This is a genomic window from Corynebacterium glaucum, from assembly GCF_002287505.1.
Classification (GTDB): Bacteria; Actinomycetota; Actinomycetes; order Mycobacteriales; family Mycobacteriaceae; genus Corynebacterium; species Corynebacterium glaucum.
In genome coordinates this window covers 866,074-881,160 of record NZ_CP019688.1, presented here as the reverse complement: position 1 = coordinate 881,160, position 15,087 = coordinate 866,074, and the positions used below count along the sequence as shown (strand labels likewise).

The following is a 15,087-nucleotide window of genomic DNA, read 5'->3' as shown; positions in this document are numbered from 1 at the left end:
AATGCTGGGCCCCTCTACAGCGCGAACAACGCGGCGAATACGCCCAGGCTGGCCACCGCGTTGTTCGCCAGGTGCGCAATGAAGCTGCCGGTGATCCCGCAGTGCAAGCGCGCCAGCCACGCCAACCCAATGCCGTAGAAGAAGGTGTAGATGATCGCCTGGGGCGCGAGGTGCACCAGCCCGAAGATCAGAGCAGAGAGCACGATGCTCACCCACGCCGGCATCAGCGTGTCGAAGTAGTTCAGCAGCACGCGCCGGAACACAATTTCCTCGATGAACGGGCCCAGCAACAGGTACCCGGCAAGCACCAGCACAATCGGCAACGCGTTCGTGGCGTCCCCGGCAATGGACTCCGTCGCAGTGTCCGGATCCGGCTGGAGGCCGAGCAACGGCGCAACCGCCCCAGTGGCAATCCCGGCAGCGAGAATGAGCACCGGGATGCGCCACAGCAGGTGCCAGCCGTCCCGTCCCAGGGGCGTAAACCCGAGTTCGAGCCCGCGGCCGCGCATGTAGCGGATCAAAAGCCAGGTGGGAACCACGAGGGAGACCACAATAGCCACCGACAGGGCGACCACCACCACCGTCCGCGGGATTTCCAATTTGATCATTGCGAGCCCCTGGAGTCCCAGGAGCACATAGACTGCTGTGTTCGCGGCGACTGCGACGAGGGCGTCCTTCGCCGTCGGGGGCGTGAGATGGGTCATGGTCGCTTCTTAAAGCCTCTTCGGGTCTCAGAATCGGGCATAATCGCTAACGGCACTACACCCTACATTCGAGCACGAAAAGGATGATCATGGCTGATCAGGAATACCGCATTGAGCACGACACCATGGGCGAGGTCAAGGTCCCCGTTGACGCGCTGTGGCGCGCACAGACCCAGCGCGCGGTGGAGAACTTCCCCATCTCGGGCCGCGGCCTGGAAGCTCAACAGATCCGCGCGCTCGGCCTGCTCAAGGCGGCGTGTGCACAGGTGAACAAGGACCTGGGCAACCTTGACGCGGAGAGGGCTGACGCCATTATCGCTGCCGCGAAGGAGATCGCGGACGGCCAGCACGATGACCAGTTCCCGATCGACGTGTTCCAGACCGGTTCAGGCACCTCCTCGAACATGAACACCAACGAGGTCATCGCCTCTATTGCGAAGGCTAACGGTATTGAGGTCCACCCGAACGACCACGTGAACATGGGCCAGTCCTCCAACGACACCTTCCCCACTGCAACCCACGTCGCCGCTACCGAGGCTGCCGTCGAGGACCTCATCCCGGCGCTGAAGGTGCTCCACGAGTCTCTGGACAAGAAGGCCAAGGAATGGCACGACGTGGTCAAGTCCGGCCGCACCCACCTTATGGACGCCACCCCGGTCACCCTGGGCCAGGAGTTCTCCGGCTACGCCCGCCAGATCGAGCTGGGTATCGAGCGCGTTGAGAACACGCTTGTGCACCTCGGCGAGCTGGCTATCGGCGGCACCGCTGTGGGCACCGGCATCAACACCCCGGCCGAGTTCGGCGGCAAGGTCACCGAGGAGCTGAAGAAGCTCACCGGCGTCGAGCAGCTCTCCGAGGCGAAGAACCACTTCGAGGCGCAGGCCAACCGCGACGGCCTCGTCGAGTTCTCGGGCGCAATGCGCTCCGTGGCCGTGTCCCTGTACAAGATCGCCAACGACATCCGCCTGATGGGCTCCGGCCCGCTCGCAGGCATCGGCGAGATCCACCTGCCGGACCTGCAGCCGGGCTCCTCCATCATGCCCGGCAAGGTCAACCCTGTGCTGTGCGAGACCGCCACCCAGGTTTCCGCTCAGGTGATCGGCAACGACGCAGCGGTTGCTTTCGCTGGCACCCAGGGCCAGTTCGAGCTCAACGTGTTCATCCCGGTAATGGCCCGCAACGTGCTCGAGTCCGCTCGCCTGCTGGCCAACACCTCCCGCCAGTTCGCGACCCGCCTTGTAGACGGCATCGAGCCGAACGAGGAGCGTATGCGCACCCTCGCTGAGTCCTCTCCGTCGATTGTGACCCCGCTGAACTCTGCGATCGGCTACGAGAACGCAGCCAAGATTGCGAAGCACGCGGTCAAGGAGGGCATCACCATCCGCCAGGCCACAATCGACCTCGGCTTTGTCGACGGCGAGAAGCTCACCGAGGAAGAGCTGGACAAGCGCCTCAACGTGCTCGACATGGCCAACACCGACCGCAACTAGTCCTACAGGTTTCGGCTAGTCGATTAGCCGAGATACGGTGCAGCCCCGGGGTTTTCGGATCCCGGGGCTGCTTGCTTTCCGTAGTCTGTCTATTCGCTTGCTCGCTCCACTAACTCGGCAGCAGAAACCGGGCCACCAGCCGCCTCGAACTCACGCCGAGCCTCCTCCAGCAGCGCTGGATCATTTAGCACGTCAGCGACAACTTGTGCGAGACCCACAGCTGCGTCGACCGCCCCATCCAACGCGGCACTCGAGATTGCCGCCTCAGCGAAGTCTGATGTGTGCAGAGCCGTCCCCTCCTCCGCGATCTTGACCATTGGATGAATGCCGGGAACGAGGTAGGAAACGTTGCCGAAGTCGGTCGACGCGGCCTGCGAATCGGGAAGAATGCCACCTGGCAACACCCCACGGCCGCGGCGAATCTGGGTCGCACCCCAACGAGCGGCAAGTGCCTCATTGTTGCGAACAGGAAGCGACATCGGGTGATTGTCCCACTCCACTTCCACCGCCGTGCCCGTCATCAGCGCCGCGCCGGACAAGATGTCGTTAACGCGCTTGCTCAGATCCATCAGCGTTTCGGTATAGAGCGAACGAACGTAGATCTGGAGCGTTGTGGATTCCGGAATAATTGAGGCTCGCGCTCCTCCGTCGGAAATGATGGCGTGCAGGCGGTCAGAGGGCGGCATCTGCTGCCGCAGCAAGCCGAACCCTTGATATGCCAGCGTCGCAGCATCCAGAGCGTTGCGACCCATGTACGGCTGCATCGATGCGTGCGCGGCGACACCGGTGAATGTGGCCGTGAGAGTTCGGCGACCAACCCAGACATGCGACACGAGGTCGTAGGAAAATGGGTGGATCATCACTGCGCAGTCGATACCGTCCAACATCCCGCCACGGATCATGTACTCCTTGCCGGAGTGCCCCTCCTCTGCCGGAGTTCCCAAGAACACAATGCGTCCTGAACCGCTGCCAACTGCTCCGAGGAAGGCCCCGACGCCCGCTGCTGCGATCACGTTGTGGCCACATGCGTGGCCGATTCCGGGAAGAGCGTCGTACTCAGCAAGCACTGCCACCGTGGGGTGAGTGGCTGCATCAAACTCTTCACTTTGCCATTCAGCTCGAAGCGCGGTCTCCACTTCGTGCGCGCCCCGCTGTACATCGAAACCGTGGCGTTCAAGAATGCCCGCGATCACCGTCTGCGCGTGATGCTCTTGGAACGCTTCTTCTGGGTGGGCATGCAGATCCCGCACGATGAATTCCAGATCTTCGCGCGCATTCTCCACCCGCGCCTCCGCTTCACCCCACACAGCCTCGCGGTTGGAGTAACCGGACTCAACTTCGAAAGTGGCATCTGCGGTTTCCAGACGGTGCTGAACAATGGCATCCATCTGGTCCAAGAATGCACCGGAAGGGGTGGTGGGTTCATCGGGAGCGTGGCGGTGTGGGTTCATGATTTGAAGCTCAGTTACTCGGATTTAGGCGGTATCGAGGAGAAAAATCGATTTCCATCGAATATTTCTTCCAGAGGTTAGCAAAATCGAGCGGCCCGGAGAGTGTGACTGGTAGAACAATGAGGCATGAGTTCGAAGAAGATCACACCAGGCTCAGGGGCCGATGCTCCGCACGAGTCCAAAAAGGCAGCGGCTGACACCACAGGGCGGTCGGACAGCTCTGCGTCCAGTTCGTCTTCATCCTCCTCAGCGAATAAGACAGCGATGGACCGCGTGCTCGGCGCAATCGAGTACGTGGGCAACAAGCTGCCCGAACCGTTCACGCTCTTCCTCATCCTCTTCCTGATCACCGCCGTTATTTCGACGGTGCTGGCGTCGATGGGCGCGGAAGTGCAGATCCCGGGCGAAGAAGAGACGGTGAAGATCAAGGGCTTTTTCACCGGTGAAGGCCTGACCTGGTTCACCACGAACCTTGGCCCGAACTATCTCGGCTTCCCACCGCTTGTCACGGTGCTGACAATCATGCTGGGTGTCGGCGTGGCCGAGCGTTCCGGGATGCTCTCCGCGCTCATCCGCAAGCTCTTCGGATCCGCGAACCGCGCTGTCCTGCCATATGCGGTGGGCATCATCGGCGTCACCGCATCGGTGATGGCGGACGCTGCCTTCGTCGTGATTCCTCCGCTTGCGGCGATGGTGTTCAAGGCTGCCGGCCGCCACCCTGTCGCTGGTCTGCTTGGCGGTTTCGCGGCGGTGGGTGCCGGTTACTCAACCGCGCTTGTGCCCACCTCCCTCGACGCCTTGTTCGCCGGCATCACCAACGCGGTGATGCAGACCCTGCCCAACCTCGACGCGACGGAAGTCAACCCGGTCTCGAACTACTACTTCAACATCGTCGCTTCCCTCGTACTGGGTGTTATCGCCGGCTTCATCACCGACAAGGTGCTCGAGCCGCGCATGCACAAGCTCGACGTCCCACAGGAGATCGCCGACGGAGACAACGTAGACACCGACGCGGACGGAAACCCAATCTCTGCGCAGCTGACCAAGGAAGAAAACCGCGGCCTCGTCTTCACCGGCATCGCAATGGTTGTGGTCACCGCGATCATCCTTTTCGCCGTTCTGCTTCCGGACTCACCGTGGCGCAACGAAGAGGGCGGCTTCCTGCCCAAGTCGCCGCTGCTGCAGTCGATCGTGTTCATCGTCTTCACGTACTTCCTCACAATGGGTGTCGTGTACGGCGCTGTCGTCGGCTCGATCAAGGGTGTGAAAGACGTCGTCGACATGATGACCTCTGCAATGGGCGACCTGCTCGGGTTCCTGGTGCTCGCGTTCATCCTGGGCAACTTCATCGCCCTGTTCAACTGGTCCGGAATCGGCACGTTCTCCGCTGTCAAGGGTGCGGAGTTCCTTGAGTCGACTGGCATCACCGGCTTCGGCGCAATCCTGGCGTTCATCATCCTGGCGTCGCTGCTGAACTTGCTCGTCATCTCCGGATCCGCCATGTGGACGCTCATGGCCGCCGTGTTCGTGCCCATGTTTGCGCTCATCGGTTTCGAGCCGAGCTTCACCCAGGCGGCATTCCGCGTGGGCGACTCGGCTACCCAGATCATTACCCCGCTTAACCCGTACATCATCGTGATCTTGACGCTGCTGCGCCGCTATGAACCGAAGGCGGGTCTGGGCACGCTGATGTCCCGCTTGGTGGTCTTCGTCATCCCGTTCTGGACAGCCTGGGCGATCTTGCTGTTCATTTGGTACACGTTCGACCTTCCTCTCGGCCCTGGCTCCTCCATCTTCTTGGGGTAAGCAGAACGCCGAGAGCCCTTGGCTAAGATCGATTCCCAGCACTACCCGCATTCAGAGCTGGGGATTTTCAATGGCCGATTCGTTTTCTGAGCTGCGCGGCGCCGGCGGCTCTAACAAGCCGTGGATCGCCGCCGGCGTCTCCGCACTCGCCTTTGCGCTGATAATGATCGCGCTCGCCGCAGCGTGGTGGTCAGCTCGCCCCCAAGCAGAACCGAACCAGCTTCCAGCAACCGTCACGGTCACCGCACAGCCGAGCGAGCAAACCACAGCCCCGGACGAGCTCGCCCCCGCCGGCACCTACTCCGGCAGGTTCAACTCACTCGACCCAGCCACAGAAACTCAGTCGTGGGTCGCGGTCGCCACATTCGGAGGCGGCAGCGCCACACTCACCTATCCAGACTCAGGGTGCAGTGTGCTTATCGACGAATCCTTGGACAACCACCCACTCACCCAAGCGTGCATCACTACGCCGGGCACCACAGGCACGTGGGAGATTGACGCATCCGAAGCAGGCCTAGTACACATGACGTTCCTGGAGGACAACCAGCCTATCGCCGGTGGCACACTTTCTATCGGCCTACCTGGTTAAAGAGGCGTTGCGCGCGGGGGCGTGTGTCCCACCGGGGTGAATGTCTGCGGGGCGGCGAGATCGGTCCAAGCGACCTCACCGCCACCACAGACACACTGGTCAGTTGAGGCCCATGAACATGTAGACGGCACTGATGAGGCCATCTTCGTCGCGAATGATGACGTCGGCGCCACGGCCGACCACGTCGCCCTCAGGGTTGGAGACGAGGGAGGTCAGGTAGGTCGCCTCCGCGTTGTCGACCTGCTGTCCGTACGAGAACGACATGCCCTTGTCCTCGATGACGTCCGCTCGCACGCGGGAGATGTGCTGGTCGATCTCGTCGATGCCGGTAAGGGTTTTGCCGATGGAAGAGACGACCATCTTGCCCTCGGGCGCGAAGAGGCTTTCAATGTTTGCACGGCGCTGCTGCGCGTCGGGCTCGGTCCAGATCTTGAGGTAGTCCTGCGAAAAGGTGGACTGTGACATGGGGTTCCCTCCGGATGTGGGTCGGGGTGTCCCGGGCCGGGCGGCCGGGCTGCACCCAAGTGTGCCACATGGAAGGTTTGTTTTGCCTCCGTAAAGTTGGGTGGGCGATAAACGCGCCGATTTGCAGGTGCTTGCACCGAGTGTAATATTGCACTCCGTGCAAAACGATGGAATCCGCGATAAGAAGCGGCGCGAAACCAAGCGGCGCATTATCGACGAAGCGGTGAGGCTGGTCCAAGCCAACGGCTACGGCAGCGTCACTGTCGAAGATATTTGCCAGGCCGCGGAGATTTCACGTCGCACGTTTTTCAATTACATGGACTCGAAGGACGAAGCCGTCCTCGGGGTGTTTCCGTTCGTGTTCACACCGGCATCTCTGGAGCGGATCCGAACAACACCAACGGGCAACATGATCGATCTCATCGTCACCAGCTTGGAGACGGTGGAAGATGCTTACGGCCCCAACCACGAAACCCGCCAGCGAATGCTGGATAACAACCCGGAGCTCCTCCACGCGGAAGCGGCGAGAAAGCGCGGGATGTTGACGGATCTCGGCCGCGCCGTAGGCGATCACCTCGAGCACTTCCCTGCCGACAGAGTTACCGATTGGGAGGTTCAGGAGGAAACGCACATGATCGTTGGCCTGTTTAGCACCGCCATGGCGCGTTACCTCTGGAACCCATCCACGCACGAAGATCCCCTCGAAGGACTCCGACACACCGCGCAACGCATCACAACTTATACGAAGGAACTTCAATGGTAGAAACCTCAACCACCTCGGCGTCTGAGGTGGATGAACCACAGCAGAAACCAAACGTCGGCTGGGTCTTTGCTGCCCTGCTGACCACGATGCTCATGAGCTCGCTGGGGCAAATGATCTTCTCCACCGCGCTGCCGACCATCGTCGGCGAGCTCGGAGGCGTAGAGCACATGAGCTGGGTCATCTCCTCCTTCCTGGTTACCATGACCATCGCGATGCCGATCAACGGCAAGCTCGGCGACATCCTCGGCCGCAAGTGGCTCTACATCGGCGGCATTGCGCTGTTCATCATCGGTTCGGCCATCGGCGGGTTCGCTCACACGATGGAACTGCTCATCCTCGGCCGCGCCGTGCAGGGTCTCGGCGCAGGCGGGATGATGGTCAACTCCCAATCGATCATCGCCGAGGTCGTACCGGCTCGCGAACGCGGCAAGTACATGGGAGTGATGGGCGCCGTCTTCGGCGTCGCATCCGTCCTCGGCCCGGTGCTCGGCGGCTGGTTCACCGACGGCCCCGGCTGGCGCTGGGCACTGTGGATGAACATCCCGCTTGGCCTCCTCGCAATGACTATCTCAGCGATCGTGCTGAAGCTACGCCGCGGTTCCATCAAAGACCTAGAAGCTGACTGGCTGGGCACCTTGCTCATGGTGGTCGCCACCACCGCGCTCATTCTCACAACCACCTGGGGCGGCACCCAGTATGAGTGGGCCTCTCCCACCATCATCAGCACCGCTTCGATCGCGCTTGTGGCTGCGGTGGCGTTCGTCTTCGTCGAGCTGCGCGCAAGCAACCCGCTTATCCCACTGGACCTGTTCACCAACCGCAACATGGTGCTCACCACGACAGCAGGCACGGTGCTCGGTTTCGCCATGACTTCGGCTTTGGCGTACCTGCCCACCTACCTGCAGATGGTGCACGAGCTCACTCCTACCGAGGCGGGCCTGATGATGCTGCCCATGGTCATCGGCATGCTCGTGACGGGTATGGCCGTCGGCTTCATCATCTCCAAGACCGGCCGCTACAAGATCTACCCGCTCGTGGGCATGGCCGTGACCACGGTGGGGCTGTACCTCTTCTCCACGTTGCAAACGGAAACGACGCTCACCCGGCTCGGGATCTACATGTTCGTCTTCGGCTTCGGCCTGGGCCTGGTCATGCAGGTTCTCGTGCTCATCGTGCAGAACTCCTTCCCCCTTTCTGCCGTCGGCACCGCCACCAGCACCAACAACTTCTTCCGCCAGATCGGATCCGCCATCGGTGCCTCGCTGTCCGGTTCGCTGTTCATCCACAACATGCGCAGCCACCTCGAAGACCGCCTCCCGCAGGCACTCACCGAGCTTGGCCCGGAGGAAGGCCCCAAATGGGCGGCACAGTTCAACAACGGCGCAGCAAACAGCCTCACCCCGGAGCTGGTTTCTCAGCTCCCGGGGCCGCTGCGCGAGGTCGTGCTCTCCAGCTACAACGACGGTTTGACCCCCGTGTTCTTGCTCATGGTCCCGCTCGCTGTGCTCGCGCTCGTCATCTTGCTCCCAGTCAAGGAGGAACCACTCAAGGAAGACTTGAGTTAGCTTGACGACGAAAAAGCCCCAACCGGATGATTCCGGTTGGGGCTTTCGACGTGAAAGAGGGCAAACCCTACTTCTTGGTCACCAGCGCCTCGAATGCGTCGGTGGAGCCAGCCTCGCGCTTCCACTCGATGGTGCCGTTCTCGAACTCCTGGTTCCAGCCGGTCTCATCGGTGTTCGGGGTCTCCGGCATCGTCGGGAAGCCGAGCTCGCGCGCACCGTCAACGTCGTTGATCCAGACGTTTGCGATCTCGCCCCAGATCGGTGCGCCACCGGTGGCCTCGTTCCAGGTCACGTAGTGCTCACCGTCGTAGGAGATGATCCAGCCGCCGTCGGTCTCCTCAGCAGCGATCGGCTCGCCCCAGGACGCCTCGCCGTGCTTGTCGATGGCATCGATGACGCCCTGCGGCACCAGCGCGGTCTCGCCGCTAGCCAGTGCGAGCTCCTCGGTTGCCTCAGCACCATCTGCAGCAGCAGCGCCGGACTCAGCAGACTCGGATGCATCGGAGCTTACGGTCTCGGTCTCCTCAGCGACGGTCTCGGTGGAGACGTTGGTCTCGGTTGCGGTCTCCTCCACAGTGGTGGAGGTGTCGCCGTCGTTGGAGCAAGCGGCCAGGCCGGTTGCAAGGCCCAGAGCGGCAACGGAAACAATGATCTTGCGGTTCATCATCTTGATAATACCTTTCTCCTATTTTCGAGCTGCATTCCATTATGCATACACCTATTGTTAGACAACCGACCGACACCCCTTAATGGGGGCGACGAGTCCGCTTCCGGTTGCGTGAATGCTCGCGATGGACTTTCCCTTTACCACGAATGCGTGAGTTTGCAGAACTGCGCTTCTCTTCCGAACCCCTACCCCGCGATGAACGCACCGTTCTCCCCTTTGCAACGCCAACGAAGTCCTGCACGTCCTCGGCATCTCGCTCCTTGCGCCACACCAGCCCGATCTGCGTCTCCCCGTCCGCAGCGCCTTTCAGTTCAAGCGGCACCACCTGTTTCTTGCTCAGCGCCTTGAGCAACGGCAACGGTGCACGCGCAACACCGACATTGGCGGCGACCACCTGGAGCGCCGCCCGCAGCTCGTCGACACTGGCGGCGGAGTCCGCCCCCAGCACGTAGGTGAAGTTGCAGATCTCGCCGTCGAGGTCGCGCTCGGCCACAGCCTCACCCAGCTCCGCGAAGATGGAATCCTTCGGCACCGCCACGCCCGGGGCTTCGTCGTAAAGACGCACGACGTGGTGCTCGTCCCCCACGCGTGGATCGGGAAGACGCATGAGTGCGATGTCTGCCTGCCCCGTCTCGTCCTCCTCGCCGGCGGCGAGGAGGCGGAAAGGATCGGTTGAAGGGACCGTCGATAAGCGATTGCCCGAAAGCTCCTCGTAGCGGCGAAACCATTTCCCCGGCTCCGTGCCCGTGACAAACGCGATGGTGAGCATAGGCTTCGATGCTACCGTTTGAGCCATGAGTGACCAGCAGCCTTCCGGCACCGCGATGAAGCCAGCGACCGCAGCGAAAAAGCTCGGCATCTACCTCCCCGCTACCCCCGAGGACTTCCAGCAGGGTGCAGTTACCCATGCTGAGCTGCGGGATCTGCAGAACAACCCGCCGGAGTGGCTGGCTACCCTGCGCCGCGAAGGGCCGCACCCGCGCCCCGAGGTGGCGCGCAAACTCGGGATCTCCATTACGGCGCTGAAGAACAACGACATGGACGAGCCGTTGACCACCACGCAGATCAAAGCGCTGCTTGAAGACCAACCCGAATGGCTGCAAAAGGCCCGTGCCTCCTTCGCGGAGGAACACGGGCAGGAACACGGGCCGGCGGCAAACTCTGACGCTGAGGCTGCTGAGGGCTAGAGCATCTTCCAATCCTCGATGCCCGGGTAGAGCGGGTACTTCTCACCCAGTGCGGTGGAGCGCGCCTTGAGCGCCTCGAGATCGGCGCCCTTGCCCTTGATCAGCGTCTCGGCGATGATCTCCGCAACCTCGCGGAAGTCCTCCTCGCCGAAGCCGCGGGTCGCCAGCGCGGAGGTGCCGATGCGCAGGCCGGAGGTGACGGCTGGCGGACGCGGGTCGAACGGCACGGCGTTGCGGTTGACGGTGATGCCCGCCTCGTGGAGCAGATCCTCCGCCTGCTGGCCGTCCATCTCGGAGTTGCGCAGATCCACGAGCACGAGGTGCACGTCGGTGCCGCCGGAGATGACGCTGACACCGGCTTCACGTGCGTCGTCGGCAAGCAACCGCTCCGCGAGAATCCTGGCGCCGTCCATGGTGCGCTGCTGGCGATCCTTGAACTCCTCGGTAGCCGCGATCTTGAACGCGGTGGCCTTTGCAGCCACGACGTGCATGAGCGGGCCACCCTGCTGACCAGGGAAGACAGCGGAGTTGAGCTTCTTGTTCAGGTCCTCATCGTTGGTCAGGATGAAGCCGGAGCGCGGACCACCCAGCGTCTTGTGCACAGTGGAGGAAACCACGTGCGCGTGCGGCACCGGCGACGGGTGCAGGCCAGCGGCGACCAGGCCAGCGAAGTGCGCCATATCCACCCAGAGGTACGCGCCGACCTCGTCCGCGATGGCGCGGAACTCGGCGAAGTCCTCGTGGCGCGGGTACGCGGACCAGCCCGCGATGATCACCTTCGGCTTGACCTCGCGCGCCTGCTCGCGCAGCTTCGCCATGTCGATGAGGTGGGTGTCTTCCTCCACCTCGTAGGCGGCGACGTTGTAGAGACGCCCGGAAAAGTTGATCTTCATGCCGTGGGTGAGGTGGCCGCCGTGGGCCAGCGACAGGCCGAGGATGGTGTCGCCCGGCTCAGCCAGCGCCATGAGCACGGCCGCGTTCGCCTGCGCGCCGGAGTGCGGTTGAACGTTCGCGAACTTCGCCCCGAACACTTCCTTGGCGCGTTCGCGGGCCAGATCTTCCACCACGTCGGCGTGCTCGCAGCCGCCGTAGTAGCGACGGCCCGGGTACCCCTCGGCGTACTTGTTGGTGAACACGGAGCCCTGCGCCTGCAGCACGCTGCGGGGCACGAAGTTCTCCGACGCGATCATCTCCAGCGTGGTGCGCTGGCGCTCCAGCTCTCCCACGATCGCGGCGTGCACTTCAGGGTCGTAGGTTGCAAGGTCCTGGTAGCGGAGGTCTTCAGAGTGGTTGTCGGGCGCAGACACGGACGTTTCCACCGAATCCTTTCAAGGTTTGGAATGAGAGTGTTTGGAATGAGGTGAGAAAAACAAACTCAGTCGTTTCTTTGCAGTATAGGCACCCGCCCACCGCGCGCCCCGAAAGTCACCTGAGTGAACCCGGGTGCGACAATGGAGCGCATGTCTCGACCTTCGCGCGGCTTCGACTCCAGCCCGTACCTTGACTTCCACCGCAACGATTGGAAGCAGCGTCGCGCGGCCATGCCGCAGGTGCTCACCGAGGCAGAGGTCGAAGAACTTTCCGGTATCGGCGAAAACCTCGACCTGAAAGAAGTCGAGGACATTTACCTACCGATTTCGCGCCTGATCCATCTTCAGGTTCAAGCCCGCCAAGAACTCATCGCCGCGACGGAGAGCTTCCTCGGCGACGACCCTGGCCACGTCCCCTTTGTCATCGGCATCGCCGGCTCCGTCGCCGTCGGCAAGTCCACGACCGCCCGTGTGCTCCAAGTGTTGCTGCAGCGCTGGGAGTCGCACCCGCGCGTCGACCTGATCACCACCGACGGCTTCCTACTGCCCACCAAGGTACTGCGTGAACGCAACCTGCTCAGCCGCAAGGGCTTTCCCGAGTCCTACGACCGCCGCAACCTGCTGCGCTTTGTCACCGAGGTCAAGTCCGGCTATCCCCTGGTCAACGCGCCGATCTACTCACACAACGCCTACGACATCCTGCCCGGCGAGTACATCGAGGTGCGCCGGCCTGACATCCTCATCCTCGAAGGCCTCAACGTCCTGCAAACAGGCCCCACCCTCATGGTCTCGGACCTGTTCGACTTCTCCATCTACGTTGACGCCAAAACCGAAGACATCGAGCGCTGGTACATCGAACGCTTCCTCAAACTGCGCTCCACCGCATTCCGCGAGCCGGGTGCGCACTTCGCCAGGTTCGCTGAACTCGACGACTCCCAAGCCACCTTCCGCGCCCGCGAACTTTGGCAGACCATCAACTTGCCCAACCTGGTAGAAAACATTCTCCCCACCCGCGTGCGCGCCTCTCTCGTCCTGCGCAAAGGCTACGACCACACGGTACAGCGAGTGCGCATGCGCAAGATTTAGAGCCTTTCGCTTATCGACGGCCCCTACTTACCGAATCGGCGCGACCGCTGCGAATAGTCCCGAAGCGCTCGAAGGAAGTCGATCTTTCGAAACGCGGGCCAGTACGTGTCCGTGAACCAGATCTCTGAATACGCCGCCTGCCAGATTAAGAACCCGGAGAGGCGCTGCTCGCCCGAAGTGCGGATCACCAGATCCGGATCCGGCTGGCCCGAGGTGTAGAGGTGTGCACCGAGCGAATCCACCGTGACCCGCTCACACAACCCGTCAATGCTGTCGATATGATCCGCCTCTGCCGCAATGAGAGAGCGCACTGCGTCGACAATCTCCTGCCGCCCGCCGTAACCGACGGCGATATTGACAGTCAGCCCGGCCTTTTCTGTGGTGGCATCCGCGGAGCGTTGCATCCGCCCCGCCACCTCAGGTGGCAACAGGTCGAGGTGGCCGACCAGCTTGACGCGGCACGAATAGTGCTCGGTGGCTAGATCATCAATCACGTCGGAGATGATGGTGAAGAGCAGCTCGACTTCCTCCGAAGTGCGCTGGAGGTTCTCGGTGGACAACAGGTAGATGGTGACCACCTCGACGTCCATCTCCGCGGACCAGCGCACCAGTTCGCCAATCTTCGCGCCGCCTGCGCGGTGGCCGTGGGAGATGTCGTCGTACCCGGATTCACGCGCCCACCTGCGGTTGCCGTCGGCCATTACCGCGATGTGTTTTGGGCGCGGCTTGTGGCGAAGTTCGCGCATGAGGCGAGCTTCGTACAGCGGGTAGAGAACTGGATCGAGCACTGACACAGTTCGATATCCTACCCCGGCGAAAGTGGCCTACAGGAAGCGCTTCTGCCGCCTGTCGAGCACACCCGCGGCCGCCATAGCCTCGTCGATCCCCTGCTCGTCGAACGGGTCCAGCCCGTGCATCTCAGCAAACGCGCGGCGGCGCTGGAACCTGGAGTAGCGCCGGTGGAAACGGAAGCCGATGAACAGTACGACTACGAGCAGCACGACGATCAGAAGCAGACCGATCGGTGAAGCTTTGCCAAAGTCGGGCCCGCGCGGCACCTCCGGCTGCTGGGCCAGAACGAACCAGGTCGCCTCCGTCATCGCGTCGCTAAATTTAGTCCCCATTTATTGCTCCGCCTCCTCTGCGTCGGACTGAGAGATACCGGCAAACAGGTCGTCTTCGGGTAGCGGCGAATCCACACGTGAGCGCGCGAGCTCGAACTCCTCGGTGGGCCAGACCCGTTGCTGGTCCTCAACCGGGCTCGCCAAGAACGCGCCAGCCGGGTCGATTTGCGTGGCGTGCGCGGTCAAGGCCTGGGCGCGGCGATCAAAGTACGGCGCGCAGTTCACCTGGGTGGTTACCCGGTGCATGACGTCGCCCTCATTTTCTTTCCACCGCTTGATCATGAGTTCGTATGGGCTTTTGCTCCCCCGCTCCAGAAGCAGCTCATGAAGCATCACCATGCGCTGGAGGATGAAGCCGTGGGTGTAGTAGAGCTTCAGCGGTGTCCACGGTTCCCCGACCTCGGGCGCAAAGTTCGCATCCCCGGACTTCTCCCAAGCGATCATGGACGCTTCGTGCACCATGATGTGGTCTGGGTGCGGGTATCCGCCATTTTCGTCGTAAGTGATGATCACGTGCGGGCGGAACTCGCGGATCGATTGTACGAGCCGCTTTGCGACCTCGTCTTTCGGCTTGGTGGCAAACGAGCCTTCCGGCAACGGCGGCAGCGGGTCCCCCTGCGGCAGACCGGAATCTTCGTAGCCAAGCCACTCGTGCTCAATCCCGAGCGCGCTGACCGCCTCAGCCATTTCCCCTTTTCGCACCTCGAGGATGTTTTCCAACACTCCAGGGCGATCCATTGCCGGATTCAGAATGTCACCGCGCCGACCATCGGTACAGGTCACCACTTTGACCCGGTGGCCTTCCGCCGCGTACTTCGCCATCGTGGCGGCACCCTTCGAAGACTCATCATCGGGGTGCGCGTGGATTGCCATTAGGCGC

The 15,087-nt window shown here is 62.2% G+C and carries 16 protein-coding genes; 7 read left to right on the top strand and 9 right to left on the bottom strand.

Annotation, left to right across the window (positions count from 1 at the left end):
• Window positions 1-14: 14 nt before the first annotated feature.
• Window positions 15-704, bottom strand: coding sequence for a CPBP family intramembrane glutamic endopeptidase (locus CGLAU_RS04350; RefSeq protein ID WP_095659636.1), 690 nt, complete (start codon window positions 702-704; stop codon window positions 15-17).
• Between the two features lie 89 nt (window positions 705-793).
• On the opposite strand from CGLAU_RS04350, the gene CGLAU_RS04345 reads away from it, so the two are divergent.
• A complete protein-coding gene (locus CGLAU_RS04345) occupies window positions 794-2,194 on the top strand; it encodes a class II fumarate hydratase (protein ID WP_095661034.1) in 1,401 nt (466 codons plus the stop codon).
• Window positions 2,195-2,283: 89 nt separating this feature from the next.
• On the opposite strand, the gene CGLAU_RS04340 is transcribed toward CGLAU_RS04345, so the two are convergent.
• Window positions 2,284-3,645, bottom strand: a complete 1,362-nt coding sequence (locus tag CGLAU_RS04340; protein WP_095659635.1) for a M20 family metallopeptidase — start codon at window positions 3,643-3,645, stop codon at window positions 2,284-2,286.
• A 126-nt stretch (window positions 3,646-3,771) separates the two neighbouring features.
• Between CGLAU_RS04340 and CGLAU_RS04335 the strand changes: the two genes are divergently transcribed.
• Window positions 3,772-5,451 carry an AbgT family transporter gene (locus CGLAU_RS04335; protein ID WP_095659634.1) on the top strand — a complete coding sequence of 560 codons (1,680 nt, stop codon included), beginning with the start codon at window positions 3,772-3,774 and terminating at the stop codon, window positions 5,449-5,451.
• Between the two features lie 70 nt (window positions 5,452-5,521).
• Window positions 5,522-6,040, top strand: coding sequence for a hypothetical protein (locus CGLAU_RS04330; RefSeq protein WP_095659633.1), 519 nt, complete (start codon window positions 5,522-5,524; stop codon window positions 6,038-6,040).
• A gap of 99 nt (window positions 6,041-6,139) precedes the next feature.
• Here the strand turns inward: CGLAU_RS04330 and CGLAU_RS04325 are convergent, their stop codons facing one another.
• Window positions 6,140-6,505, bottom strand: a complete 366-nt coding sequence (locus tag CGLAU_RS04325) for a polyketide cyclase (RefSeq protein WP_095659632.1) — start codon at window positions 6,503-6,505, stop codon at window positions 6,140-6,142.
• A gap of 157 nt (window positions 6,506-6,662) precedes the next feature.
• Here CGLAU_RS04325 and CGLAU_RS04320 point away from each other — a divergent pair, with 157 nt between their 5' ends.
• Both CGLAU_RS04320 and CGLAU_RS04315 read left to right on the top strand, forming a co-directional pair.
• Complete coding sequence (locus CGLAU_RS04320; RefSeq protein WP_157731262.1) at window positions 6,663-7,268, top strand: TetR/AcrR family transcriptional regulator; 606 nt, start codon at window positions 6,663-6,665, stop codon at window positions 7,266-7,268.
• Window positions 7,262-8,833 (top strand): MDR family MFS transporter, encoded by a 1,572-nt coding sequence (locus CGLAU_RS04315; RefSeq protein WP_095659630.1) that lies wholly within the window; start codon window positions 7,262-7,264, stop codon window positions 8,831-8,833. Before CGLAU_RS04320 ends, CGLAU_RS04315 begins: the two co-directional genes overlap by 7 nt.
• Before the next feature lie 67 nt (window positions 8,834-8,900).
• Here the strand turns inward: CGLAU_RS04315 and CGLAU_RS04310 are convergent, their stop codons facing one another.
• Window positions 8,901-9,500: an LGFP repeat-containing protein gene (locus tag CGLAU_RS04310; protein WP_095659629.1), complete on the bottom strand. Its 600-nt coding sequence runs from the start codon at window positions 9,498-9,500 to the stop codon at window positions 8,901-8,903.
• Window positions 9,501-9,579: 79 nt separating this feature from the next.
• The gene (locus CGLAU_RS04305; RefSeq protein ID WP_095659628.1) at window positions 9,580-10,269 is read right to left on the bottom strand and encodes a LysR substrate-binding domain-containing protein; all 690 of its coding nucleotides are present in this window, start codon (window positions 10,267-10,269) and stop codon (window positions 9,580-9,582) included.
• Window positions 10,270-10,294: 25 nt separating this feature from the next.
• Between CGLAU_RS04305 and CGLAU_RS04300 the strand changes: the two genes are divergently transcribed.
• Window positions 10,295-10,687 carry a DUF5997 family protein gene (locus CGLAU_RS04300; protein ID WP_095659627.1) on the top strand — a complete coding sequence of 131 codons (393 nt, stop codon included), beginning with the start codon at window positions 10,295-10,297 and terminating at the stop codon, window positions 10,685-10,687.
• Here CGLAU_RS04300 and glyA read toward each other — a convergent pair.
• Window positions 10,684-11,994, bottom strand: coding sequence for a serine hydroxymethyltransferase (glyA, locus tag CGLAU_RS04295; RefSeq protein ID WP_095661033.1), 1,311 nt, complete (start codon window positions 11,992-11,994; stop codon window positions 10,684-10,686). The two genes, CGLAU_RS04300 and glyA, sit on opposite strands and share 4 nt — an antisense overlap.
• A gap of 153 nt (window positions 11,995-12,147) precedes the next feature.
• Here glyA and coaA point away from each other — a divergent pair, with 153 nt between their 5' ends.
• Complete coding sequence (gene coaA, locus CGLAU_RS04290; protein ID WP_232507197.1) at window positions 12,148-13,083, top strand: type I pantothenate kinase; 936 nt, start codon at window positions 12,148-12,150, stop codon at window positions 13,081-13,083.
• 23 nt (window positions 13,084-13,106) lie between these two features.
• Here coaA and CGLAU_RS04285 read toward each other — a convergent pair whose 3' ends face one another.
• The 3 genes from CGLAU_RS04285 to mca are packed head-to-tail and all read right to left on the bottom strand — an operon-like array spanning window position 13,107 to window position 15,080.
• Complete coding sequence (locus CGLAU_RS04285) at window positions 13,107-13,877, bottom strand: isoprenyl transferase (protein ID WP_095659625.1); 771 nt, start codon at window positions 13,875-13,877, stop codon at window positions 13,107-13,109.
• Between the two features lie 30 nt (window positions 13,878-13,907).
• Window positions 13,908-14,207, bottom strand: a complete 300-nt coding sequence (locus tag CGLAU_RS04280; protein WP_232507196.1) for a hypothetical protein — start codon at window positions 14,205-14,207, stop codon at window positions 13,908-13,910.
• The gene (gene mca / locus CGLAU_RS04275) at window positions 14,208-15,080 is read right to left on the bottom strand and encodes a mycothiol conjugate amidase Mca (RefSeq protein ID WP_198305022.1); all 873 of its coding nucleotides are present in this window, start codon (window positions 15,078-15,080) and stop codon (window positions 14,208-14,210) included.
• Window positions 15,081-15,087: the final 7 nt, after the last annotated feature.

Coding starts and splice junctions, on each gene's coding strand:
- CGLAU_RS04340 (WP_095659635.1), bottom strand. CDS start 3,645: ATGAACCCACACCGCCACGCTCCCGATGAACCCACCACCCCTTCCGGT.
- mca (WP_198305022.1), bottom strand. CDS start 15,080: ATGGCAATCCACGCGCACCCCGATGATGAGTCTTCGAAGGGTGCCGCC.
- CGLAU_RS04330 (WP_095659633.1), top strand. CDS start 5,522: ATGGCCGATTCGTTTTCTGAGCTGCGCGGCGCCGGCGGCTCTAACAAG.
- CGLAU_RS04325 (WP_095659632.1), bottom strand. CDS start 6,505: ATGTCACAGTCCACCTTTTCGCAGGACTACCTCAAGATCTGGACCGAG.
- CGLAU_RS04280 (WP_232507196.1), bottom strand. CDS start 14,207: ATGGGGACTAAATTTAGCGACGCGATGACGGAGGCGACCTGGTTCGTT.
- CGLAU_RS04315 (WP_095659630.1), top strand. CDS start 7,262: ATGGTAGAAACCTCAACCACCTCGGCGTCTGAGGTGGATGAACCACAG.
- coaA (WP_232507197.1), top strand. CDS start 12,148: ATGTCTCGACCTTCGCGCGGCTTCGACTCCAGCCCGTACCTTGACTTC.
- CGLAU_RS04300 (WP_095659627.1), top strand. CDS start 10,295: ATGAGTGACCAGCAGCCTTCCGGCACCGCGATGAAGCCAGCGACCGCA.
- CGLAU_RS04345 (WP_095661034.1), top strand. CDS start 794: ATGGCTGATCAGGAATACCGCATTGAGCACGACACCATGGGCGAGGTC.
- CGLAU_RS04335 (WP_095659634.1), top strand. CDS start 3,772: ATGAGTTCGAAGAAGATCACACCAGGCTCAGGGGCCGATGCTCCGCAC.
- CGLAU_RS04310 (WP_095659629.1), bottom strand. CDS start 9,500: ATGATGAACCGCAAGATCATTGTTTCCGTTGCCGCTCTGGGCCTTGCA.
- CGLAU_RS04350 (WP_095659636.1), bottom strand. CDS start 704: ATGACCCATCTCACGCCCCCGACGGCGAAGGACGCCCTCGTCGCAGTC.
- CGLAU_RS04305 (WP_095659628.1), bottom strand. CDS start 10,269: ATGCTCACCATCGCGTTTGTCACGGGCACGGAGCCGGGGAAATGGTTT.